Origin of the sequence: Mycoplasmopsis cynos (assembly GCF_900660545.1) — a bacterium.
Taxonomy (GTDB): Bacteria; Bacillota_I; Bacilli_A; order Mycoplasmatales; family Metamycoplasmataceae; genus Mycoplasmopsis; species Mycoplasmopsis cynos.
This window is the reverse complement of the sequence record NZ_LR214986.1, coordinates 601,540-625,327: the sequence shown is the minus strand read 5'-3', so window position 1 is coordinate 625,327 and position 23,788 is coordinate 601,540. Positions and strand designations below refer to the sequence as shown.

The following is a 23,788-nucleotide window of genomic DNA, read 5'->3' as shown; positions in this document are numbered from 1 at the left end:
AAAATGATTTTTTACTAAAAAAAAAAAAAAAAAGGTTATATTTTGTCGCGACAAAATACAAGAATTTTAATAAAAAAGTAAAGTTTTTTAGTTATACATATTAGTGAAATTAGTGCTCTAAATAAAACATTCTGTCTTTATATATTTTCTACATTTTTTTATTTAAGAAATTAATTTATTATAGAATAGAAATGTAATGTAAAAGTAAATAATGTAGGAGTGTTATGCATAAAAGAAAACAAAAGAAGATATTTCTAGGATTATCTATTCTGAGTTTTTTAATTTCTGGAGTTGCTACTATTTCAACGATTTGAAGTTCTAATAAGATTTTTTCAGAGTATGATAACTTATATAAAGAACTGAAAAAAGCAAGAGATTTAGTTATATTGAATCAATATAAGAAAAAAGCAGATGTTTTTTTAAATAATCCTGTATATAAAGTGTTTTCAAAAGAAAATGCTGAAGAAATTAAAAATGTTTTAGAAAAGATTAAAGTTCAAATTGACAAAGAAATAAAAGTTATTATTTCTGAGATTAAATCTAAATCGAAAAAAGATAAATTAAATGTTGATTTATTAAGTTCACAAAATTCACTTGATAAGAAGAGAAAAATTAAAGAAAATGCTATTAAACTCACTGAGATAGAACTAGCAAAAGATAGAGATTTGGAAAAAATAGAAGCTAAGAAACTAGTTGAAAGGGTTAAAAATTCTAATAAAAAGAAAGAATTTGAAAATAGATTATTCTTAGCTAAAAATAATAGTGATTTTGATTTATTGATTTTTGATATTGAAAAAGAGTTATTAAGTCAAGGACTTAATGATTATATTTTAGCTAAAAAATACGCATTAGATGCTAAAATTAAAGTTTCTAAGTTAAAAACTAGTGAAAAAAATAAATTATCAAAACTAATCAAGGATTCAAAAACAACATCTTCATTATTTGATAATGAGATTATAATTAATTATGAAATTATAAAATTAAATCTTAAAAAACAAGTTGAAGAGAGAATTCAAAATATTAAAGATAGTATTTTTAAAAAATCTATACAAGATTTATTTGATAAAGCTAAGACAATTAGGAATTTTTATGATATTTTAAATAAAATTAATGAATATGAATTTAGAGACAGAGCTGATCTAGAAATTGATCCAAAAGATAAAACTGATTTACTTAATAAGATTGATCAAATAAGAAAAATTATTACACCTAGTGATGATAAACTTGCTAATGATGTTGATATTAAGAATATTATTGATGAAACAATTTTAAGTCTAAAAAATTCAATTGCGAGAGTTAAAAAAGATGATGTTTTTAATAAAAAAGATGAATTAGATAAATTGAAAATTAAATTAATAGAACTTAAAAATGAAATAGATAACATTAAGAATACTGAGGTATTAGAATTTGAAAAAATTAAAAAAGAATTAGCTAAAAGACTTGCAAAAAGCAAAGATGATCAAAGTATTGAAGATACTAAACTTTACATTAAAAAGGCTAAATTAAAAAAGAAAGCTAGTGAATTACCATACCCAAATGGTGTAGATTCAGTAGCTATTTATGAAATAAATTCTCGAATTAATTCTGCTAAGAAAGATAATTTAAAATCAATTGAAGATTTAATTTCTAAATTACCTAAAAAAATTAGTGAAGCTAAAAAACTTATTGAAGAAGTGAAACAATCTGGTAAAGATACTAACGGCGAAAGAAGTAAGGATTTAAATAATCAACTAAGTCGATCAGTTGATGATGAAGACTTTGATAAATTAAACGAAAACATTCAAAAAGCTAAATCTCAAAGTGATGAAGAATATAAAAAAGACTTAGCAAGAAGATTAAAAGATCAAGTTGATGGCTTACATTATCCTAAAAATGCTGTGGCAAAAGAAAATTTAAAGGCACAAATTGATAAATTAACGGATCAAAAACTAACAGATTTTAGTAAAACACTTGATCAAATTGCTAAAAATGTGGAATTAGTAAAATCTTCAATTGATAGCATACCAAAAAGAAATGATGAAGATCAAAAAGCGATTAATGAATTTAATAAAATTTTCTCTACTGCCGATAACGTAAAAAAATTAAAAGATCTTAAAAAACTTGTTGATAATTATAGCGATATTGCAAATAAATTAAACTTATTTACACCGTATGATTCATTAGAAACATATCAAGAAGACTTAATAAGTGCTAATAATGCATTAAATGAATTGAAACTACTATTATGAAGTAAATTAGCTAAGATCACTAGATTTAATTCACAACAAGCTTTAAGAAAGTTAATTGATGCTAATTTTGATTTATATAATGAAACTAAAAAATTTAGTGGAGATATTTTAGCTGCTGTTCATTTTTTAAATGAAGCAAGATCAAAAACTGATATTAAACAAATTAATGAAATTAAAAATAAGATTCAATTATATAAAGATCAACTTATCAGATTTTGAACTCAAGAGAAAGGCGATTTTTTAAAAAATAATAAAGATAGTTGAATTACTTCTATACCAGAAGCTGATTCAAATCCAAATTTAGAAAAATATAGATTTTTATCATATAAGTTATTGCTTAAAAAGTTAAGAACTAGACAAAATTCCGAACAAGTTAAAAAGATTGTTGATGTTGAAATAGATCAATATAAAGCATTAATCGAATTTAAAAAGGCTTATGATCAAGCTAAAAATTCAATTCCAAATAATGTATATGAATCATTGAAAACATTAATTTTAAATGTACCAGAAAATGCAACAAAATCTGACATGGATCGCTTTATTAAATATTTAGGTCAGAGAATCGAAAAAAATGGTGATGTAACTTCTGGATTTTATTTAGATGCTAAATATTTATTAGATTTTTTAAATAATTATGCAAACAATAAAATGTATAAAGATCACTATAAAGCATTATTTGATAAAATAGGTGCAGCTGAAAATGGTAAGTCATATGACGAAAATATAATTAAGAAGATTGATAATTTTAGAAAAGAAATGAAAGAATTATTATATAAATTAAATGCTATTGCTGAATTAGAAAAGAAAAAAGCACCTTTATTTGAAGAATTGAAGAAACATAAAGATTCCGCAGATAAAAAAGAATTGTTAAATCAATTAAAAGATGCTAATAATGCTGTTGATATAGATAAGATTAAAGAACGAATAAATTTAATTAGTCAAAAAGAAAAATTAAAGACAGAAATTTCCAATCTTGAATTATTTGATCTATCTGGTCATCAGGGAAGAAATGGCCTAAGTAGCTCACAATTATCAATGTTAAATATGAGAATTACAAAAGCAACAACATCACAAGAACTAAATAACATTGAAAATGATATTAATAAACAAAAGACCGCAGAAATCAATGACCTAGCTATTGAAAAATCTAATGGTGGAACAATTATAGATTTACAAAATGGTACGTCAAGATATGAAGACTATAGTGAAATGAAAAAATTCCTAATAAGTATTATTTCAGGTATTAAGACTATAAAAGGATTAGAAAATTCACGAGCACAAAGTCAATTCACGGAAGAAGGAACTAAGCTTCAAAATAAAATACTTAGTACAAAAAATGTTGAAGATTATAAAAAAGTAAAACAAGAAGCTGAAGCATTTGCTAAAAAATGAGAAGCAGGCGCAACAAGAAATTGAGTAAGATTCTTTGTAGAAAGAGTTGAAAAACATTCAAATCAATCACCACAAGAAGCTGGCCCATTCCCAGTCAATGTTGAAGCTTCATTAATTGATTCAATTAAGAGAACGTTTAATAACCCAGGAACAACTAGAGAAAAGGCGATTGAGGCAGAAAATGGATATTTAAAAACTATTTATTTTAATGCAAGAAGATTGAAAAAATTAGACTATGATTATCTACAATTCATTAAAGATCTTAAACAAAATCCATTTTTAGATGATAATGAATTATCGCGTTTAGATGCCCAATATAATAGGTTTAAGCAAGCACCAAGCATAGAGGCTAAAGAAAATGTTGCTTTAAGTATTGAACGAAGCTTAGTTGGTGGAAGAATTGATATTATTGATTTATGAAGAAAAAGTTCTCAAAAGGAATTTGTTGATTGATGAGTTGATACAATAGTTAATGCCCCTGAAAATATAATTAGTCAGGAAAGTAAATATACTTGAATTGATAGAATAACACTCACAATTGACGAAAGAAAAGAAGTTGCAAAATCTTTATGGGAAGAATTTAAAAAGCAATATCCTTCATTGCTTAGTGGACATCAATTAGATTCACAAGGTTTCCCTCAACGATTTGCTCCTTCATTTAGATAATATATTTATAAGATATTAAAAAAACACCATTTAATCTTGAGATTTCATTCTCAATATAATGGAGTTTTTTATTTTTAAAAAAATGCATTTTTAAAAATAATTTAGCAAAAGGTACTAGGATAATCTATTTTTTTAGAACATAAATATCACTTTAATACTTTAGTTAATTAATATTTTAGCAAAAATGGCGTAAATTTTGATATAATTTAAATACTATATGTAAACTTTTTAGAAAGGGTTTTTATGAAGCATAATTATGATCATTTATTTGTTGAAGATGGTATTGAACAAAAATGAAGAGACAAGCAATATTTTATGAAACATAATGAAAAAGCTAAACCCTTTTCAATATTGTTACCCCCGCCAAATGTTACTGGTAAATTGCATCTTGGGCATGCATTAGATGTTTATATACCTGATACTATTATTAGATATAAAAAACTAAAAGGTTTTGATGTTCTATGAATACCTGGAATGGATCATGCTGGTATTGCTACACAATCAAAAGTAGAAGATGTAATTTATCAAAAAACTGGAAAAACTAGACATGATCTTGGTAGAAATGAATTTTTGAAAAAAACTTGAGAATGAAAAGAAGAATACGCTGCATTATTTAGAAAGCAATGATCAAAAGTAGGACTTGCTTTAGATTATTCTAAAGAGCGTTTTACACTTGATGAAAAATCAAATTTAGCTGTTCAAAAAGTTTTTATTGATTTGTATAATAAAGGTTTAATTTATAAAGGAATTAAAGCGGTTAATTGAGATGTAAAGTTACAGACTGCTATTTCTAATATTGAAGTAAATAACGTACCTACAAATCAAACAATGTATTATATTAAGTATAAAGTTTTTGAAACTAATGATGATTTAATTATTGCAACAGTTAGAACAGAAACTTTACTTAGTGATGTTGCTATTGTTTATAATCCGAATGATAAAAAATATCAAAAATATCAAGGCTTGCATGTAATTCACCCATTAACAAATAAAAAAATTCCAATCATTGCAGATGAATATGTAGATCCAAATTTTGGAACAGGATTAATGAAGCTTTCAGCCCATGCAGAAGCTGATATTGAAATTATTCAAAAGCTTAATATGGAGATTATTGAATCAATTTCAAAACAAGGTTATATAACTTATGATGATTCGAGATTTAAAGGTTTAGAAAGATTTAAAGCGAGAGAAGTTATTGCTAAATATTTAGAAGATAATGGATTTTTAGTTAAAAAAGAAGAAGTTATTTCTAATGTTTCTATTTCAGATCGCTCTAAAACACCTGTTGAGATATTAGTATTACCCCAATGATTTGTAAAAATGGAAAAGTTTAAGGATTTAATTTTGAATAATCTTAAATCAAAAGATAGTATTACGTTTTATCCTAAACGTCTAAAAACAACAATGAAGCAATGAATGGAAAAAGTGCATGATTGAAATATTTCTAGACAATTATGATGAGGACATCGGATTCCGGCTTGATATAAAGATGATCAAATTAAAGTTCAAATTTTAAGTCCAGGCCCAGAATGAAAACAGGACGAAGACGTTTTAGACACTTGATTTTCATCAGGGATTGCTCCATTTACTTTTATGGGATGACCAGAAAATACAAAAATGCTACAAAGATATTATCCAACTAGTTTATTAGTTACTGGATATGATATTATTTTCTTTTGAGTAGCTAGAATGTATTTTTTTGGTTTAGAATTTATGCAAAAAGTTCCATTTGATAAAGTATTATTTCATGGATTAATTCGTGATCAAAATGGGCAAAAAATGTCAAAATCAGCTAATAATGGTGTTGATCCTATGGATATTATTGATAAGTATGGTTCAGACGCTTTAAGATGATTTTTGTTAACAAACACTTCACCAGGTATGGATATTAGATTTTCAACTGAAAAAATTGAATCAGCTTGAAGAATCAACAATAAATTATGAAATATAGCTAAATTTATCAAAGATATGCCCGAAAATAAAATTTTATTAAAAACTGATTATGATAAATGGATATTAACAAAATTAGCTAACTTAAATTCTATAATTAGTAAAATGCTTGAAAAGTATGAGTTTGCTGTTGTTGGAACAGAAATATATAAGTTTTTATTTAATGATTTAAGTAGTTGATATATTGAGTTTTTAAAAACAACTCAAAATAAAGAAGTTGCTTTAGAAGTATTGAAAAAGACATTAATTGTGTTACACCCATTTTTACCTTTTATTAGTGATAAAATATATTTTGAATTATTCCAAAATGAAATTTTAGAACAAAAATGGCCAAAATTATATAAATATAATGATACTGAAAAAGTAGATGAAGCTATTACAATAATTAGTCAAATTAGAAAATATCGTGAAGATCAAAAAATTTCAAAAAAAGAAGTTATTTACTATTTTTATACTAATGAATTATCAAAAATTGCAATTGATACAATCAATAAAATAGCGAATGCAGAACTAGCTGAAAATCAAGATTTTTTGATTTCACTAAATGAACACAATTTATTTATTAAACAAACACAAGAACAAAAAGCGAAAAATAAAATTGAATTAGAAAATAAGATTTCTCAAATTATATTTGAAATTAAAAGGGCAGAAAATATTTTATCTAATGAAAAGTTTGTTAAAAATGCTCCTATCGAAAAGGTACAACTTGAAAAAGATAAATTAGAAAAATATAAAAAAGATTTAGAAAAGTACAAGGATGAATTAAAATGCAAATATTAAGTGGTAAAGAATTAGCAAAGGCCGAAACCTTAAAATTAAAAAAAGAATTAGAATCATTAAATTTATCTAGAAAACCAATTCTTTCAATTGTTCAAGTTGGTGATAATCCTGCTTCAAACAAGTATATTAAGGCTAAATTAAAAAAATGCGAAGAAGTCGGCATTGAAGGAAGATTATATAAATTTAAAGAAAACATAACTCAAAATTCATTATTAAAGCAATTAGATAATATTAATGAAGAATCTGATGGTATAATTATTCAACTACCGCTTCCAAGACATATACCAAAACAAGTTATTTTGGACGCTGTTCCATTTGAAAAAGACCTTGATGGTTTAACAACTAGAAATGAATTTAAGTTGTATAATGATTTAGACCAAAAATATTTTGTTCCAGCTACCGCTAGAGCAGTACTTGAAATATTAGATCATTATAATATTAATTATAAGAAAAATGTTAAGGTTTGTGTAGTTGGGAGAAGTCATGTTGTTGGAAAGCCACTAGCACACATTATTAAAAAAGAAGGTGTTGATGTTGCTACATTTAATGAAAAAACCGGACTAAAAGGTGTTGAATCAGGTGATGTTGTGATTGTTGCGATCGGAGTGGCAAGATTAATTAAAGCCGAAAATATTAAAGAAGGCGCTGTTGTCATTGATGTTGGAACAAATCTCGATGATAATTTAAGTGCAGAGCTTTATGGTGATGTTGATTTTGAATCTGTTAAAGATAAGGTTTCAGCAATTACCCCTGTACCTGGTGGTGTAGGTCCAATGACGGTGGTATGTTTATTAAAAAATCTAATTGATGCAATTAAATAATTTAGGAGAACATATGAAAAAAGTTGCTATTTTAACTTCAGGTGGTGATGCTCCTGGTATGAATAATGCAATAAGAGCAATCGCAAAGCACGCGAAAGCAAATAACTTAGAAGCTTATTTGGTTTATGAAGGATATAAGGGCTTATATAATGATAAAATTGTAAATGCTGATAGTATTGATTTAGATTTTTATCTTAATCAAGGTGGAACATGTATATATTCAGCTAGATTCCCAGAATTTAAAGAACCAGAAGTTCGAAAAGTTGCCCTTAATAACTTAAAGAAAAGAAATATTGATGCCTTAGTAGTTATCGGTGGAGATGGAAGTTATAAAGGTGCTCAATTGTTGCATGAAGCTGGTTTGAAGACAATTGGACTTCCTGGAACAATTGATAATGATATTGCTTCAAGTGACTATACTATTGGCTATGATACTGCTTTAAATACTATTGTTGATGCAATTGATAGAATAAGAGATACTGCAAGAAGTCATAAGAGAATTATGATTGTTGAAGTTATGGGAAATGGTTGTGGTGATTTAGCTCTTTATTCTGGTTTAGCTACTGGAGCAGAAATAATCGTTTCAAGTCAATATAAATTAACTCATGAAGAAATTGCAGCAAAAGCACTCGAATTAACAAAACAACCAGGTCGTAGAAGCATTGTTATAGTAGTGTCTGAAAAATGTTATGATATTAAACAACTTGAACAAGATGTTCAAAAAGCAACTAATTGAGCAACTAGAGTTAATCCATTAAATCACATTCAAAGAGGTGGAAAACCAACTGCCCAAGAAAGAATTTTAGCTTCTTTATTAGGTCAAAAAGCTATCGAATATCTTTTGGAAGGTAAATCAGGTCTTGCAATAGGAATTATTAATAATGATATAGTTGGTGTCCCAATTTTAGAAGCTTTATCAATGGACAATTTATCAAAAAATAAATTTGTTCAAAAAGCAATTAAGTTTAATAAGCTTAATCAGATAAAATAAAAAAATGTTAAGATAATTTGTCTTAACATTTTTTAAACATTTTTATATTTCATATATATTATGGATTGTGTTAAAAGAAAATCCACAAAAATAAAAAGAAAGGAGTTTTTCACTAACCTTCAAATAATAAATTTTAAAATATAATAAAAAAAGAGAAATATATACAAATTTTATTTTAAACAATGGAAAATTTATATAAAGAAGCAAAAATTCTAAAATTAATTACACTTCACAAAAAACAAAAATAATTTATTATTTTGAAAATAAAAAAATTTCAAAATAATAAAATATAAAAAATGGCGGAACAGAGAGGATTTGAACCTCCGCGGGAGTTGCCTCCCCTACAGTCTTAGCAGGACCGCCTCTTCAGCCTCTTGAGTACTGTTCCATTAATTACTAAATTATTATAACATAAAAAAATTTTTTATAAACTATAAAAATAAACCTACATTATTTCAAGCTCTTGAAAAGTCTTTTGAAAATACTTTTTAAAATAGTCGCTCTCTTTGATTAATGGTCATTTAATCATCAGTATTACTAATTTAGGTGTTTTTTTGATAATGCAAGAGAAATGGTGTCGTCATCCAAAGGTGTTTGATTAAAATAACATCTTATAAATTATTTTTTAATAAAATTTACCAGCAAGTTTGTAAATCTTCAACACTTATTTGATCATTATTTTTAATTTTTAATAAGTTATTTCCTGGAAAATAAAATACATAATAGTTAGATAAGAACCATTGGTTCATAAAAATTTAATGAACCTTGCGAGAATAATCAAACCTATGCACAAATATTGGTTTTTGGTTGATGATTATCTTTAAAAACAAAAGGATATTCATAAATGATATTCTAATTCATTATACCCTTAAAATTATTTGTGACCATAATAAAATGGACATACCTTTGCGATAAAATGAAGATATATAAAGTTACTTTTTTTCTTAAAAATATTTATTTTTTAATATTTTTAGCTAGTTTCTATTAAAAAATTTTTTTAAGTGCAAATATAAAAAATAATTTATAATAATGTTAATAAATATGTAGGAGTAATTATGAAAAAATCAATTAATGATATTAAATTAACTAATAAAAAAGTATTATTAAGAGTTGATTTTAATGTGCCAATAAAAGATGGCGTAATAACATCAACAAAAAGAATTAGCGCAGCATTACCAACAATTAATAAGATAATTAAGGATAATGGGAAGGTTATATTATTTTCTCATTTAGGAAGAATTAAAGAAAAAGCTGATTTAGCAAAAGGTTCACTAAAACCAGTTGCTGTTGAATTAGCAAGACAATTAGGTAAACCAGTATATTTCGTTGAAGAAACAAGAGGAAAAGTTTTAGAAGATGCAATCGCGTCAATGAAACCTGGTGATGTAGTGTTAGTACAAAACACCCGTTATGAAGATTTAAATAATAAAGCTGAAAGCAAAAATAATCCTGAATTAGGTAAATATTGAGCTTCATTAGGAGATGTATTTATTAATGATGCATTTGGTACAGCACATAGAGCACATGCATCTAATGTTGGTATAGCAAAAAATATTAAAGAATCAGCGCTTGGATATTTAATGGAAAAAGAAGTTTCTTCATTAGAAAAAGCTATTAAAAATCCTGCTCATCCATATGTAGCTATTATTGGTGGTGCAAAAGTTTCAGATAAAATCCAAGTTTTAGAAAATCTTGCAAAAATAGCTGACAAAATGATTATTGGTGGAGGAATGGCTTACACCTTTATGAAAGCTAAGGGAATTAATATCGGTAATTCATTAGTTGAAGATGATTTTGTAAATCTTGCTAAAGATTTTTTAGCAAAATATAAGGAAAAAGTTGTTTTACCTATTGACCACGCCGTTACAAAAGAATTTAAGGATGTAAAACCAGAATTTCAAGAAGGAATGATTAAAGATGGTTATATGTCACTTGACCTTGGACCTAAATCAATTATTGCTGTAACAAAAGCACTCGAAAATGCTAAAACAGTTGTTTGAAATGGACCGATGGGCGTTGCTGAATTTGAAAACTATAAAAATGGTACTTTAGCAGTATGTAAAGCAATAGCTTCATTAAAAGATTGTTATACTGTTGTTGGTGGTGGTGATAGTGTTGCTGCTATTGAAAAACTTGGAATGGAATCAAAATTCTCACATGTTTCAACAGGTGGTGGCGCAAGTTTGGAATTACTTCAAGGTGTTGAACTTCCTGGTGTTGCTGCTATTCAAGATAAAAAATAATTGTCAAAATTCAGGCTATCAAGCCTGTTTTTTATATTTTTTATAAGGATATTTTAATCAATATTTACCTTGTATTTAAAATAGATTAAATAAAACAGATTCATTAATATCTTTATTTAAGTAATTTTTATATTCTTGTCTTTAAACATTTCATGATAATATTTTTGTTCTTCTTTATCATTATAAATAATTATTTAATTGTTAATTTATTATAGTTTTAATTATTTTTTAAAAATATTTATAATAATAAATAAAATGAATAAATTAAAAAGCTATATGCATAGCATAACAACATATAGCTTTGCGTATCCTTACTAAAATTATAATAAAAAGAAAGGATTTTAAGGATACATAAAAATTATAAAGTAAATTTTTAAAAACCGAGATATAAAAATTAAATATAATCTACGGATTTTTTTAATTTGGATTAATGAGAAATCTTTTATAATACTATCGTAACTATAAAGAGAAGGGGAGAGACAAGCTCTATGAACCTTCAGCAGCTTACCTAACAAAGGCAAAGTGCTAAAGCTTGTATGATAGTGAAGGTTTTAATTTTCATAAAAATAATTCACTTCCTATCATAACTATAGGAAGTTTTTTCTTTCTTTTTTAGTTACTGTTAATTATTAAAAAAGGAGAAAAAATGATAAAAATATTTGATGAATTAGCAAGTATTTGTATTAAAAATAACATAATTGAAAAACAAAAAATTGAAGAACTCATAAAAGAATATAACGAAATAGATGCAATAGTTTCGATAATTTCAACAGAAAGATTTATATTGAATTATGAAAAGGTTGAATCTGCATGAAAATTATTAGAAAAGACTTATTTAAAGAGTTCTGATTTTATAATTAAATTTTTGGAAAAAATATGATACGATTCAAAAAACGATTTTATTGCTCTTATTTTAAAAAGACATGTTGATAAGCAAATATTAAATGATACCAAATTTATTAAGCAAGTTTTAAGTTTATGAAGTTTTTTTAGTTTATTTGATTTTGATATTAATAACGAAGATCATTATAATATCGTTTTAAACAAAATAATAAATCACAGTTATTTATTTAAAATGTTAAGCTATGATTTTAGAAATAATAAAAAATTTGTAATGGATGCCATAGAAAAAAATCCGGACATATTGGTTGATATATTTGATAAATTTAAAGATGATTCTCAAGTAATGGAGTTAGCAGTCAAAAGATTACCAAACAATTTTAAATATGCTTCAGATCGACTTAAAAATGATTTAGATTTTGCATCAATAGCTATTAAGAAAAAAGGTGATAATTTAAAATATACATCAAGTCAATTGAGGGATAAAAAAGATTTTGTTTTACAAGCAATACAAAAAGACCCTTATTCAATAAGATATGCCTCAGATAGATTGAAAAACGATAAAGAATTAGCATTATTAGCAATCAGCAAAAGACCTGGTTCTTTACAATTTCTGTCTGATGAATTAAAAGATGATAAAGAAGTTGTATTACTTGCTGTTTCATTATCTCCTTCTGAATTAATGAACTCATCAGATAGATTAAGAGCAGATAAAGAAATAGTCAAAAAATCTATGCGAGATATTTATTTTTTAAAACATTCAGAATATGTGTCTAAAGAAATTAAGAATGACCCTGATGTATTCAAATGAATAGCAGATGCTTACAAAGATGAACATAAACGAATAGAAGATGCTTACAAAGAAAGATAGTATTATTAAGAGTAATTAAAGGATAAAATAAATGAAATTAGTGAGATTAGATAATTTAAATGAAATGTGAGGATTAAAAAGATTATATGGAGCCGAATTTATCGGCGCTTTAAACGTAAACCAGTATTATAAAACCCAAAACAGCAACATTATATCGATCGAAGAAGGCAGAGCAAGTGAATTATTAAAATTAAATAGCTCAACTAAGCTTAAACTTGTCGTAGCAAATATGCACCTCGAAATAGGTAGGGATTAAATAGTTTTAATACATTTTAAGTAAATTTTAATTTTATTTATAACACATATTAAAGAATATTAATTCATTTATACTAATTTAGTTTATTTCGATATCCTAAAGAAGTAAAAAGCAATTTATTTACTAAAAAATAATATAATAATGGTAAGAAATAGCTTAAAGGAGAAGGAGATTATATGGAAAAATACAGTTGAGTTAATTTTTTAAAAGAATTATCAATTCAAATTTTGAATTTTAAAAAAGATCATAGTGGATTACTAGGAAAACTTAAGGAAGTTAAAATTATTAAAGATAAATTTGATGCAGAAAAGTATAAAAATTGAAAGAATATAGAACCGTTTTCATTTATTTCGATTTTGCTTTCCCATAGTTCTATAAAAAAAAGAACAATTATTTTTGAAAGTGTAAAAAACATTTTTAAAATAAAATCAGAAGTTCCTACCGATTGAGAAGGTGTCGTTATAAGAAACAAACAAAATGCATGATTCTTGAGTAATGAGTACGAATCAGAAGAAGATGAAAATATTGATTTGTTATGAAATTTATTTGAATTAACAGTAAATTATAATGAAAAAGTTAAAAATAAAGAAAAATATGAAAAAATGTTTTCTGATTTATTGTTTAAAGCGAAAGGAATTAAAAATACATATAAAAGCATAACATTTGGGTTATTCTGAATTAACCCATTAAACTTATTGCCTTTACAAAAAAATATTATTTCATTCTTAAAAAAAGGTTACAACGCACTTAATGATGAATTAAAGGATGATTATTTAGATCAAATTTTTGATAATAAAAGTGAAGAATACATTATAAATCTTATCCTGAATGAACAAGAGGGTTATTTGAAATTCAATAAAAAAGTAGAAAGAATTATTAAATATACTCGATTTATAAATTTCTTAAATTTATCTTCTATTTCATATGATAACAACACCACCAAAAATGAGAATATTAGAAAAAGAAACGAAAATGATTTAAATAAAATCAAAAAGACACAAAATATTTTTGAGTTTAATAAAAATATTATTTTTTATGGTGTTCCTGGCACAGGGAAGACCTTTAATGCTTTAGAGTTAGTCAAAGACCACTTAAATAATAAAAAAGACAACGTACTTAACATAACTTTCCATCAATCATATAGTTATGAAGAATTTATTGAAGGTTTAAGGGCGAAAATAAAAAATGGTAGCGTTGAGTACATTGTAGAGCCAGGTATTTTTAAGGATTTTTGCAAAAAAGCAGAAAAAAGTAATGACGACTATTTTTTAATAATAGATGAAATAAACAGGGGGAATATATCTAAAATTTTCGGTGAATTAATAACATTGATAGAAGATTCAAAGCGGGAAAAGTTCAAAATAAAATTACCATATTCAAAAGAGGATTTTACAGTACCGAAAAACTTATATATAATAGGTACTATGAATACATCAGATAGATCAATAACTTCTTTAGATGTTGCTTTAAGAAGAAGATTTAATTTTATAGAGTTTAAGCCTAGATATGATTTGTTAAAAGATTTTCACTTAAAAGATATTAATATTTCTGAATTGCTTCGAACAATAAATGATAGAATAGAGATTTTATATGATAAAGATCATATAATTGGTCATTCATATTTTTTAGATATAAAAAATGCTACGGATCTTTCTGAAGATGAGAAATTTTTTAAAATAAAAAACATATTTAAAGCAAATATCATCCCTTTATTACAAGATTATTTTTATGATGACTTTGAAAAAATAGCATTAATTTTAGGCGATCAATTCAAAGAACAAAAAGATCAACAATTCTTCATAAAAAAAGAATTTGATAAAGATATATTCAATAGTCAGTATGAGTTTGATGACAAAAATATTTACGAAATTAATGAAAATGCCTTTGATAACCCTTTAAGTTACAAAAAAATTTATGAAAAATAAATTGATATCTGTTATAGAGTACGAAAAAATAAGTGCCAAATCTTTGGAAAGTAAATTTGGTGAAGAAGGCAATTTTTATTTTCAAGAAATTAAAAATAATTTATTTAAAATGGGTAGTTTTACCGAAAATAATGAAAAAGAAAATAAAATAAATTTATTTTGAGAATTTGGCTACAATAGATTCGGTATTGAATATTTAAAATTTAAAAATTACATTGGAACCATAATGTTTAAAAATGGTATTCAAATTGAAATTATTCCAAAAATTTATAATAAAAACGAAGATGAATATTTAAATATTTCTAAAGCTAAAGATGTTTTTAAAAAAATGTTGGAATCATTAATGAATTTTAAGCACATGAGTTTTAATACATCATCACAAGATTCTTCAAAAATGGATATATATGATATTTTTGTATTAATCTATCTAAATAATATAAGGGAATTAATCAAAAAAGGTATAAAAAACACTTATCATGAAGTAGAGTCAAATCAAAATTATATCAAGGGAAAACTATTAATTAAAGAACAAATTAATAAAAATTTAATTAATAAAAATAAGTTTTATATTAAGTATGATTCGTATAATTCTAATAAACCTGAAAACAAAATAATTAAATCTGTTTTATTAAAACTCAAAAAAGAGACTAAAAATATAAATATTCAAAAAACAATAAATAATTTGCTTAGTTATTTTTTAGACGTTGAAAGCAGTAAAAATTTTGAAAATGATTATAGAAAAATAATTTTTAATAAAAATAATTTTTATTACAAAGACATAATCGAATGATCAATAATTTTTTTAAGAAACAATAGTTTTATAAATTTTTCTGGGAATCATAATGTAAAAGCTTTGTTATTTAATATGCATTTTTTGTTTGAATCTTATATAAGTAAAATTATCGAAAAAACTGGTCATAAGAAAAATTATAAAACAAAACTTCAAGACAAGTCACATTGATTATTTGCTTATAAAAAAGTTCCTTTAAGACCAGATATTGTTGTTAATAAATCGGAAAAAACTTACGTTATAGACGTAAAATGGAAAACAATAGAAAAAGAAAGTGATATTTCCCAATCTGATTTTTATCAAATTTTTGCATATAATGCTCAGTATAAGTCAGAAAAATCATATCTAATATATCCGAAATATAAAAATATTAATAGTTTTAGGTTTTTCTCTTCTGGCGATAATAATAAATTGGTTCTAGAAATTATCTTTTTCGATTTAACAAATGACCCATTTAAGGAAATTGAAAATTTGTTTTTGTAAGAAAATTAAAATTACCTCATTAAAAAATGTGGTGATCATCAAGCACTTCTGGGGTTTTTAACATACTTAATGCATAGTGTTTAGGATCATTTTAAAAAAATACTTAAGGCAATATTGAAAATAAAAAAGCTAAAATTTCATTTTAGACACCTTAAGAATGTTTAAAAGATTTTGATAATAAATATAGTTTAGATAATTTTAATAAATGATTATTGAGATAAATCTTAAATTTAATTCTTTAAATCTAAACATAATATAAATTTTACTTATATTTTTTTCCTTCTATTAAGATAAAAAAAAAAAAAAAAGAGCAACTAATTTGAAAATGTGTAAGAGAATGATTTGTTATGATGTTAATGACAGAAAAATATTTTTCTACATAGAATTTAAATTTGATAAAGATATTAAAGAAACGAATGAAACAGAATTATAAGACATTTTTAACGTAAGTAAATACCTTAAGAATAAAAAACTACAAATTTGATTTCACCAATATTTTTCCTTTATTTAGCAATTCAAATAAGGGAAATTGATATAGCATTATTTTCTAATCATACAAAAATTGTTGATATTTTCAAAAAGGGTGATATTCACCTTTTGTTTCCTAAAGATTATTTGAGCAAAAATAAAATTGAAAAAAACTTATATAACCAGATTGCTAATTATGTTTACATAGAAAAAAGATATAAATAATAAAATTGGTAATAAGTCATCAAAAGAATATTTTAATTGTCTTAAATTGGGAATATTAAAGGAACAAATAAAACAAAGTTGCAGTCACGGGACTGTAGGATATTTTATGTAAATTCTCTTTTGCTAACAAAAAATGTTAGAGATTTGAGAATAACAAACACAAATCTAAGTAGATTATAACAAAAAAAAACAAACATACTCTATAATTAAATACAGGGCAAGCCCTGATTTATTGAGTATGTTCGTTTTTTTATTCTTCTTCAAATACAATTTTTAACTGATTTAAAATTTGACCTCAATTTTGAGTTATTTTATCTCACTTTTTAAGTTGATTTCTAATTGTGAAATAAACAATTTTTATTAAAAATAATTTAATTCTTTTTAAAATTACAAAAAACAACAATCTTTATTTTATTAATGATTGTTGTTTTATTAACAAATTTCAAGCATTGTGCTTTTTACATTTTAAAATAATTAGTTATTTTTGATACTATTAATAAATTCTTCATCATATTGAAGTCTTCTAGAAGCAAATTTTATAATATCTTTATTTTGTTTAGCAATTAAACTAATAAATTCTTTATCATTTGAAAATTGATATGGAATATATTTTAGTAAATCAGGTTCTTTTACTAAAATACTTATTAGGTTTTGTTTATCTTCATTAGAATTATCTATTAGGTTTTTAAGGTCTTTGTATTTGTAAGTTCTATCTCGAGTATGTGGTATTACTTTTTCAAGCAGATTTGATAAATTTATTTTGTTTTGATTTTCTTTATTATGTCCGAATGAATCATTGGGTCTTAGAATATAGTCAGTATAGTTAAAGTCAATAAAGTTTAAGGTTTTATATGAGTAAAGAATATTAAGCAATGAGTTATCTAATTGAATTTCTCCTGGTCTATGAATATCATTAATAAAAGAAAGAATAATATATGGATTAATTTTTATAATTTCAGATATAAATTCTTTATCCTTTTTCAACTCATCTGAAGCATCCCACAACACATAACCATTCTGCTTCACCGCCTCAAGCACAACATCTTTATCCTTTTTCAACTCATCTGAAGCATACTGTAACGTATAACCATCCCACTTCACCGCTTCAAGCACAACATCTTTATCATTTTTCAACTCTTTCGAAGCATACTCCAATGCACGACCATTCTGCTTCACCGCCTCAAGTACTACTGTTTTATCCCTTTTTAACTCTTCTGAAGCATACTTCAACGCACCACCATTCTGCTTCACCGCCTCAAGCACTACTGCTCTATCATTTTTCAGCTTATCTGAAGTAAACTGCAACGCTCAACCATTCCGCTTCACCGCTTCAAGCATTATATCTCTATTTTTCCCAAACTCTTCTCTCAACTCATCTGAAGCAAACTCCAACGCTTCATAATTTTGCTTCACAGCCTCAAGCATAAATGCTTTATCTTTTTTCAACTCCTCTGAAGCATAATACAACGCAAAACCATCCCACTTCACCACCTCAAGCAAAAATTTTCTATCTTTTCATAACTCTTCCTTTTCTAACTCTTTTTTCATCTCATATGGGATAAATGGTTCAAACCTATTTAGGAAGATATCACCAACCTGTTTCATCGCCTCAAGCACAAATTCTCTATCACTTCATAATTCCTTCGAAGCAAACCTCAACGCCCCTTTGTTTCTTTTCGCTGCCTCAAGCACAATATCTCTATTTTTCCCAAACTCTTTTTTCATCTCATCTGAGGTAAACTCATTTAGGAGGATATCACCAACCTGCTTCATTGCCTCCAGCACAACATTTTTATCCTTTTTTAATTCCTCTGAAGCATACTGTAACGCTCAACCATTCCGCTTCACCGTCTCAAGCACAAATGCTTTATCCTTTTTCAACTCCTCTGAAGCAAACTGTAACGCATAACCATCCCGCTTCACCGCCTCAAGCACAAATTTTCTATCTTTTCATAATTTTTTTTCTAACTCTTCTCTCAACTCTTTCGAAGCATACTTCAACGCACGACCATCTTGCTTCACTGCTTCAAGCACAACATCTTTATCATTTTGCAACTCCTCTGAAGCAAACTGCAACGCACCGCCATCCCGCTTCACCGCCTCAAGCACAAATGCTTTATCCTTTTTCAACTCCTCTGAAGCAAACTGTAACGCATAACCATCCCGCTTCACCGCCTCAAGCATTATATTTTTATTTTTCCCAAACTCTTTTTTCATCCCATTTGAAGCAAGCTGAAAGATATTATCATTTTGCTTCACCGCCTCAAGCACAAATGCTTTATCCTTTTTCAACTCCTCTGAAGCATACTCCAACGCTCAACCATTCTGTTTCACCGCCTCAAGCACAAATGCTTTATCTTTTTTCAACTCTTCTGAAGCAAAACTCAACGCACCGGCATTCCGCTTCACCGCCTCAAGCACAACATCTTTATCCTTTTTTAATTCCTTTGAAGCATACTGTAACGCATAACCATTCCGCTTCACCGCCTCAAGCATTATATCTCTATTTTTCCCAAACTCTTTTTTCAGCTCATCTGAGGTAAACTCATTTAGGAAGATATCACCAACCTGCTTCATCGCCTCCAGCACTACTTCTCTATCCTTTTTCAACTCCTCTGAAGCAAACTGTAACGCATAACCATCCCGCTTCACCGCCTCAAGCATTATATTTCTATTTTTCCCAAACTCTTTTTTTATCTCATCTGAGAAAAAAAATGGGTTAAAATTATTTAGGAAGATATCACCATACCGCTTCATCACCTCAAGCATAACATCTTTATCTTTTTTCAACAACTCATCTGAAGCATCCCACAACACATAACCATTCTGCTTCACCGCCTCAAGCACAACATCTTTATCCTTTTTCAACTCTTTCGAAGCATACTTCAACGCACGACCATCTTGCTTCACTGCTTCAAGCACAACATCTTTATCATTTTGCAACTCCTCTGAAGCAAACTGCAACGCACCGCCATCCCGCTTCACCGCCTCAAGTACTACTTCTCTATCTCTTTTAAGCTCCTCTGAAGCATACTCCAACGCTCAACCATTCTGTTTCACCGCCTCAAGCATTATATCTCTATTTTTCCCAAACTCTTTTTTCAGCTCATCTGAAGCATCCCTCAACGCAAAACCATCCTGCTTCACCGCCTCAAGCACAAATTTTTTATAATTTTTAACATTTAACTTTTTTATAACTTCAACTGAAGAATTAATAAAAAAACTTTTACTTATTGCTTTATTTTCTATAAGATCTAAATATTGATTTTCAATTGATTTTATTGTTTTTTCATCTAATTTCTTTGAATCAATAATATCAACATTATCTTCTTGCTTGTTGTTATTTATATTATTAGCTTTATCATTTAATTTTTCATCTTTTTTTAATTTTGTGTTGTTATTTGGTGTATCACTAGGTTTTTGCCCATTAATGTTTTCATTTTTATCTTGAGCATTTTGAATTTCTTTATTTTCTGGTTTTATTTTATCTTTATCAGAATTATTTTTTCGTCCATTACCATCATTTGTTTCATTTGCACAAGAAACAATTGTAAAAGGCAATATAGCACTTAGTGAACTAAGTACTAAAACTTTTTTAATTTTATTCATCATTTCCTTTCTTATGAATTTATATTATTTTTTTATAATAAAATAAAATGCATTTATCACTTATATTTTTGCAAAAAAAAAAAAAAAAGCAGTTTTTAAATTCTTGATATATCAAGCTACTAAAAGCAAAAATTTTGTTTACTTATTGTTTAATTTAGTATGAACACAAAACTCTGAACCTATAAAGATTCAGAGTTTTGTGTTATGTTTTAAAAATAATTAGTTATTTTTGATACTATTAATAATTCTTCAGTAGTGTAGATAATTTTGTGTAAATCTCCAAATAACAAATATTTATAATAGAATATTTAATATAGAAGATTTTTTAATTTATGAAAAAAAGTGAAAATTCTTTAATGAGTTCTAAAGAACTTTATGAAAAATTTAAACCAACTACGATAGAAGAAGTTTATGAAATAGTTAAAAATAACACTAGAATCTTATTCAGTCGATTCTTGAAGAAGAAATGAAGAAACACTTAGGTTATGATAGATATGAACATAAAAATAGAATTAAGAATAATTATAGAAATGGTTCGTATAAAAAAACAGTTAAATATAGTTTTGGGAATGTTGAATTGGAAATCCCAAGAGATAGAAATTCTGAATTTGAACCTCATATTATTCTGAAATATCAGTATGATATTTCCAAAATAGAGAGTCAAATTATAAACTTATATTCAAAGGGTGTATCAACAAGAGATATATCTGATACCTTACATGAAATTTATGGAGTTGATGTTGATCCAAGTTTTCTCAGCAGAGTTACCGATAAAATAATGCCACAAATAGTTGAGTGACAAAATAGACCATTAGAAAGAACTTATGCAATGATATTTATTGATGGCATTAGATTTAAGGTTAAAGAAGAAAACAGACTTGTAGAAAAGTCAGTTTATATTGTTATGGGTTATTCAATTGACGGTTATAAAGATGTTTTAGGGTTTTGAATCGATGAGTCAGAAAGCTCAAAGTACTGAATGCAAGTGTTTAATGATATAAAATTAAGAGGTGTTCAGGAAATATATTTAATGTCAAGTGATAATCTTGCCGGGATTTCAAACGCTATAAAAGCAGTTTTTCCTAAAACACAAATTCAAAAATGCGTTGTCCACCAAATAAGGAATTCTGTTAAATTCGTAAATTATAAAGACATTAAAGAATTTACAATTGATATGAAAAATATTTACCAAGCTAATAATATAGATGAAGCATCAAGATTTTTAGAAGTTTTTGAAAACAAATGAAACTCAAAGTATAGTTATGCAATTAAAAGTTGAAGAGACAATTTTGATGAATTAGTGACTTTCTTTAATTTTCCATCAGAGATTAGAAAATTAATTTATACAACTAACGTTATTGAAAATTTAAATAGAAACATTAGAAAAATTTCTAAAAATAAGACATCTTTTCCAACTGAAGAATCACTTATGAAAATTGTTTATTTTGCAATTCAAAATCAACTTAAAAAGTGAGATAAAATAACTCAAAATTGAGGTCAAATTTTGAATCAGTTAAAAATTGCATTTGAAGAAGAATAAAAAAACGAACATACTTAATAAATCAGGGCTTGCCTTGTATTTAATTATAGAGTATGTTTGTTTTTTGTTATAATTTACTTAGATTTGTGTTTGTTATTCTCAAATCTCTAACATTTTTTGTTAGCAAAAGAGAATTTACACAAAATATCCTACAGTACCAAAAAATTTTCCCTGTTTAATTTAATTTTATTTTTTATTAAGAAAATAATAATAAAATCCCTCCCATTAGAACCCAAAAACTTAATCGTTTTTAAGGTTCTAATGGGAGGGATTGCTGAATTGCAAAGTCAAGTGCAACAGCTTAATTAAAAATTTCCCCCACCCAAACACAAAAAAACTTAATTGTTTTTATGTGTTTGGGTGGGGGAAATTTTATTATTCTTTTCTTAATAAAATATAAAATTAAATTGGTGCTTTAAAAAAGAAAAAGCACCAATTTATAAACTCAGGAGGTGCTCATTATTAATTATAAACATTTTAACTTAGAAAAAAGAATTGAATTAGAAATTTTACTTAAAAAGTTTGAAACTCCAATTTCTGAAATTTCTCAAATTTTAGGTTACACAAAATCATCAGTACTAAGAGAAATTAAAAATAATTCAACTGAAAATGGTTATATTGGTATGGAAGCACATAACAAACATTTAAATAGAATAAGGTGAAAAGAACAAATTAAACTCATTAATAATATAAATAAATATGAAGAATTTACTAATCAATTTATTTTAAAATTTAACAAAAAATATTTTGGAGTAGATCTAACTCATTTTTATATTCAACATCATTTCAAATTTAAAATACCTACTTTAAGAACAGTATTTAATTGAATAAATAGTGGTCTATGAGTATTGGATTCGAAACAACGTTTAAGAAAATATAATAAAGGAAGAAAAACACATGATGTTGTCAAAACTTTAGTCGGTAATAGAATAGTAAAACCTATATGGACAAGGGGTTTTAATAAAAATTTTGAGAATGAATTTGGTCATTGAGAGATAGACTTAATAGTCGGAAAAAGAAGTAGTTTATCATCCCATTTATTAACATTTACTGAAAGAAAAACAAGATGAGGACTTATAATAAAATTAGAAAACAAGAATCCATGGAAATTAATATTAAAGCTTTGGGAATATATTAAAATTTACAAACTAAATGTTAAATCAATAACTACTGATAATGGATTTGAATTTAAAGCTTTATTTTATATTGGCTATAGGTTAAACATACCAATTTATCAAGCTGATCCTTACGCTTCCTTCCAAAAAGGACTAAATGAAAATTTTAATGGATTGGTAAGAAGAGAATTTCCTAAAGGAACAAATTTCAACAAAATATCGGAAAAAGAAATTTATGACCTTCAAAAGACCATAAACAATATGCCAAGAAAAATTCATAATTATTTCTCTGCTGATGAATTATTTTTTAATTTAAATTATAGAGATGAACCTTGAAAGGAAATACCTAAGGAAGAACCTCTTTATATTTATAATCAGAAAAAAAGAACTTCAAACACAAGTAGAAATTTATTTTTTAAAAAAATAAAATAAATAAATTTTTTAAATTTTCTAAATAAAAAAATAACAATCATTTTTACAATTCATGATTGTTATTTTTATGCAAAATAAGTGTTGCACTTGACTTTGCATTTTGGGAATCCCTCCCATTAGAACCCAAAAACTTAATCGTTTTTAAGGTTCTAATGGGAGGGAT

General features: G+C 25.9%; 11 protein-coding genes, 1 tRNA gene, 1 pseudogene and 1 riboswitch. Of the genes and pseudogenes, 11 read left to right on the top strand and 2 right to left on the bottom strand.

The features are described 5' to 3' along the window. Positions 1–224: 224 nt before the first annotated feature. The 4 genes from EXC48_RS03020 (at position 225) to pfkA (ending at position 8,828) form a co-directional block, all read left to right on the top strand. A complete protein-coding gene (locus EXC48_RS03020) occupies positions 225–4,286 on the top strand; it encodes a DNA topoisomerase 2-like domain-containing protein (RefSeq protein WP_129720708.1) in 4,062 nt (1,353 codons plus the stop codon). Between the two features lie 243 nt (positions 4,287–4,529). Continuing rightward, positions 4,530–7,016: a valine--tRNA ligase gene (locus tag EXC48_RS03015; protein WP_129720707.1), complete on the top strand. Its 2,487-nt coding sequence runs from the start codon at positions 4,530–4,532 to the stop codon at positions 7,014–7,016. Continuing rightward, positions 7,004–7,837: a bifunctional 5,10-methylenetetrahydrofolate dehydrogenase/5,10-methenyltetrahydrofolate cyclohydrolase gene (locus tag EXC48_RS03010; RefSeq protein WP_015287407.1), complete on the top strand. Its 834-nt coding sequence runs from the start codon at positions 7,004–7,006 to the stop codon at positions 7,835–7,837. The genes EXC48_RS03015 and EXC48_RS03010 overlap by 13 nt, the downstream gene beginning before the upstream one ends. A 13-nt stretch (positions 7,838–7,850) precedes the next feature. Further along, complete coding sequence (pfkA, locus tag EXC48_RS03005) at positions 7,851–8,828, top strand: 6-phosphofructokinase (protein WP_129720706.1); 978 nt, start codon at positions 7,851–7,853, stop codon at positions 8,826–8,828. A 297-nt stretch (positions 8,829–9,125) separates the two neighbouring features. Here the strand turns inward: pfkA and EXC48_RS03000 are convergent. After that, positions 9,126–9,216: transfer RNA gene (locus tag EXC48_RS03000), tRNA-Ser, on the bottom strand. A gap of 667 nt (positions 9,217–9,883) precedes the next feature. Between EXC48_RS03000 and EXC48_RS02995 the strand changes: the two genes are divergently transcribed. From EXC48_RS02995 to EXC48_RS02975, 5 genes are all read left to right on the top strand, one after another. Beyond that, positions 9,884–11,071 (top strand): phosphoglycerate kinase, encoded by a 1,188-nt coding sequence (locus EXC48_RS02995; protein WP_129720705.1) that lies wholly within the window; start codon positions 9,884–9,886, stop codon positions 11,069–11,071. 456 nt (positions 11,072–11,527) lie between these two features. Beyond that, positions 11,528–11,617: riboswitch (SAM riboswitch) on the top strand. A gap of 100 nt (positions 11,618–11,717) precedes the next feature. Further along, positions 11,718–12,782 (top strand): DUF4116 domain-containing protein, encoded by a 1,065-nt coding sequence (locus EXC48_RS02990; RefSeq protein WP_129720704.1) that lies wholly within the window; start codon positions 11,718–11,720, stop codon positions 12,780–12,782. 31 nt (positions 12,783–12,813) lie between these two features. Further along, entirely contained in the window at positions 12,814–13,038 is a 225-nt protein-coding gene (locus EXC48_RS02985; protein WP_129720703.1) for a hypothetical protein, read from the top strand. Positions 13,039–13,214: 176 nt separating this feature from the next. Then, the gene (locus tag EXC48_RS02980; protein WP_223216318.1) at positions 13,215–14,963 is read left to right on the top strand and encodes an McrB family protein; all 1,749 of its coding nucleotides are present in this window, start codon (positions 13,215–13,217) and stop codon (positions 14,961–14,963) included. Next, positions 14,953–16,236, top strand: coding sequence for an McrC family protein (locus EXC48_RS02975; RefSeq protein WP_129720702.1), 1,284 nt, complete (start codon positions 14,953–14,955; stop codon positions 16,234–16,236). The genes EXC48_RS02980 and EXC48_RS02975 overlap by 11 nt, the downstream gene beginning before the upstream one ends. Before the next feature lie 1,167 nt (positions 16,237–17,403). Here the strand turns inward: EXC48_RS02975 and EXC48_RS02970 are convergent. Next, complete coding sequence (locus EXC48_RS02970; protein WP_129720701.1) at positions 17,404–20,541, bottom strand: DUF4116 domain-containing protein; 3,138 nt, start codon at positions 20,539–20,541, stop codon at positions 17,404–17,406. A gap of 329 nt (positions 20,542–20,870) precedes the next feature. Here EXC48_RS02970 and EXC48_RS02965 point away from each other — a divergent pair. Next, positions 20,871–22,078: pseudogene (locus EXC48_RS02965) on the top strand (IS256 family transposase). 452 nt (positions 22,079–22,530) lie between these two features. Continuing rightward, complete coding sequence (locus tag EXC48_RS02960) at positions 22,531–23,625, top strand: IS30 family transposase (RefSeq protein WP_129720700.1); 1,095 nt, start codon at positions 22,531–22,533, stop codon at positions 23,623–23,625. Positions 23,626–23,788: the final 163 nt, after the last annotated feature.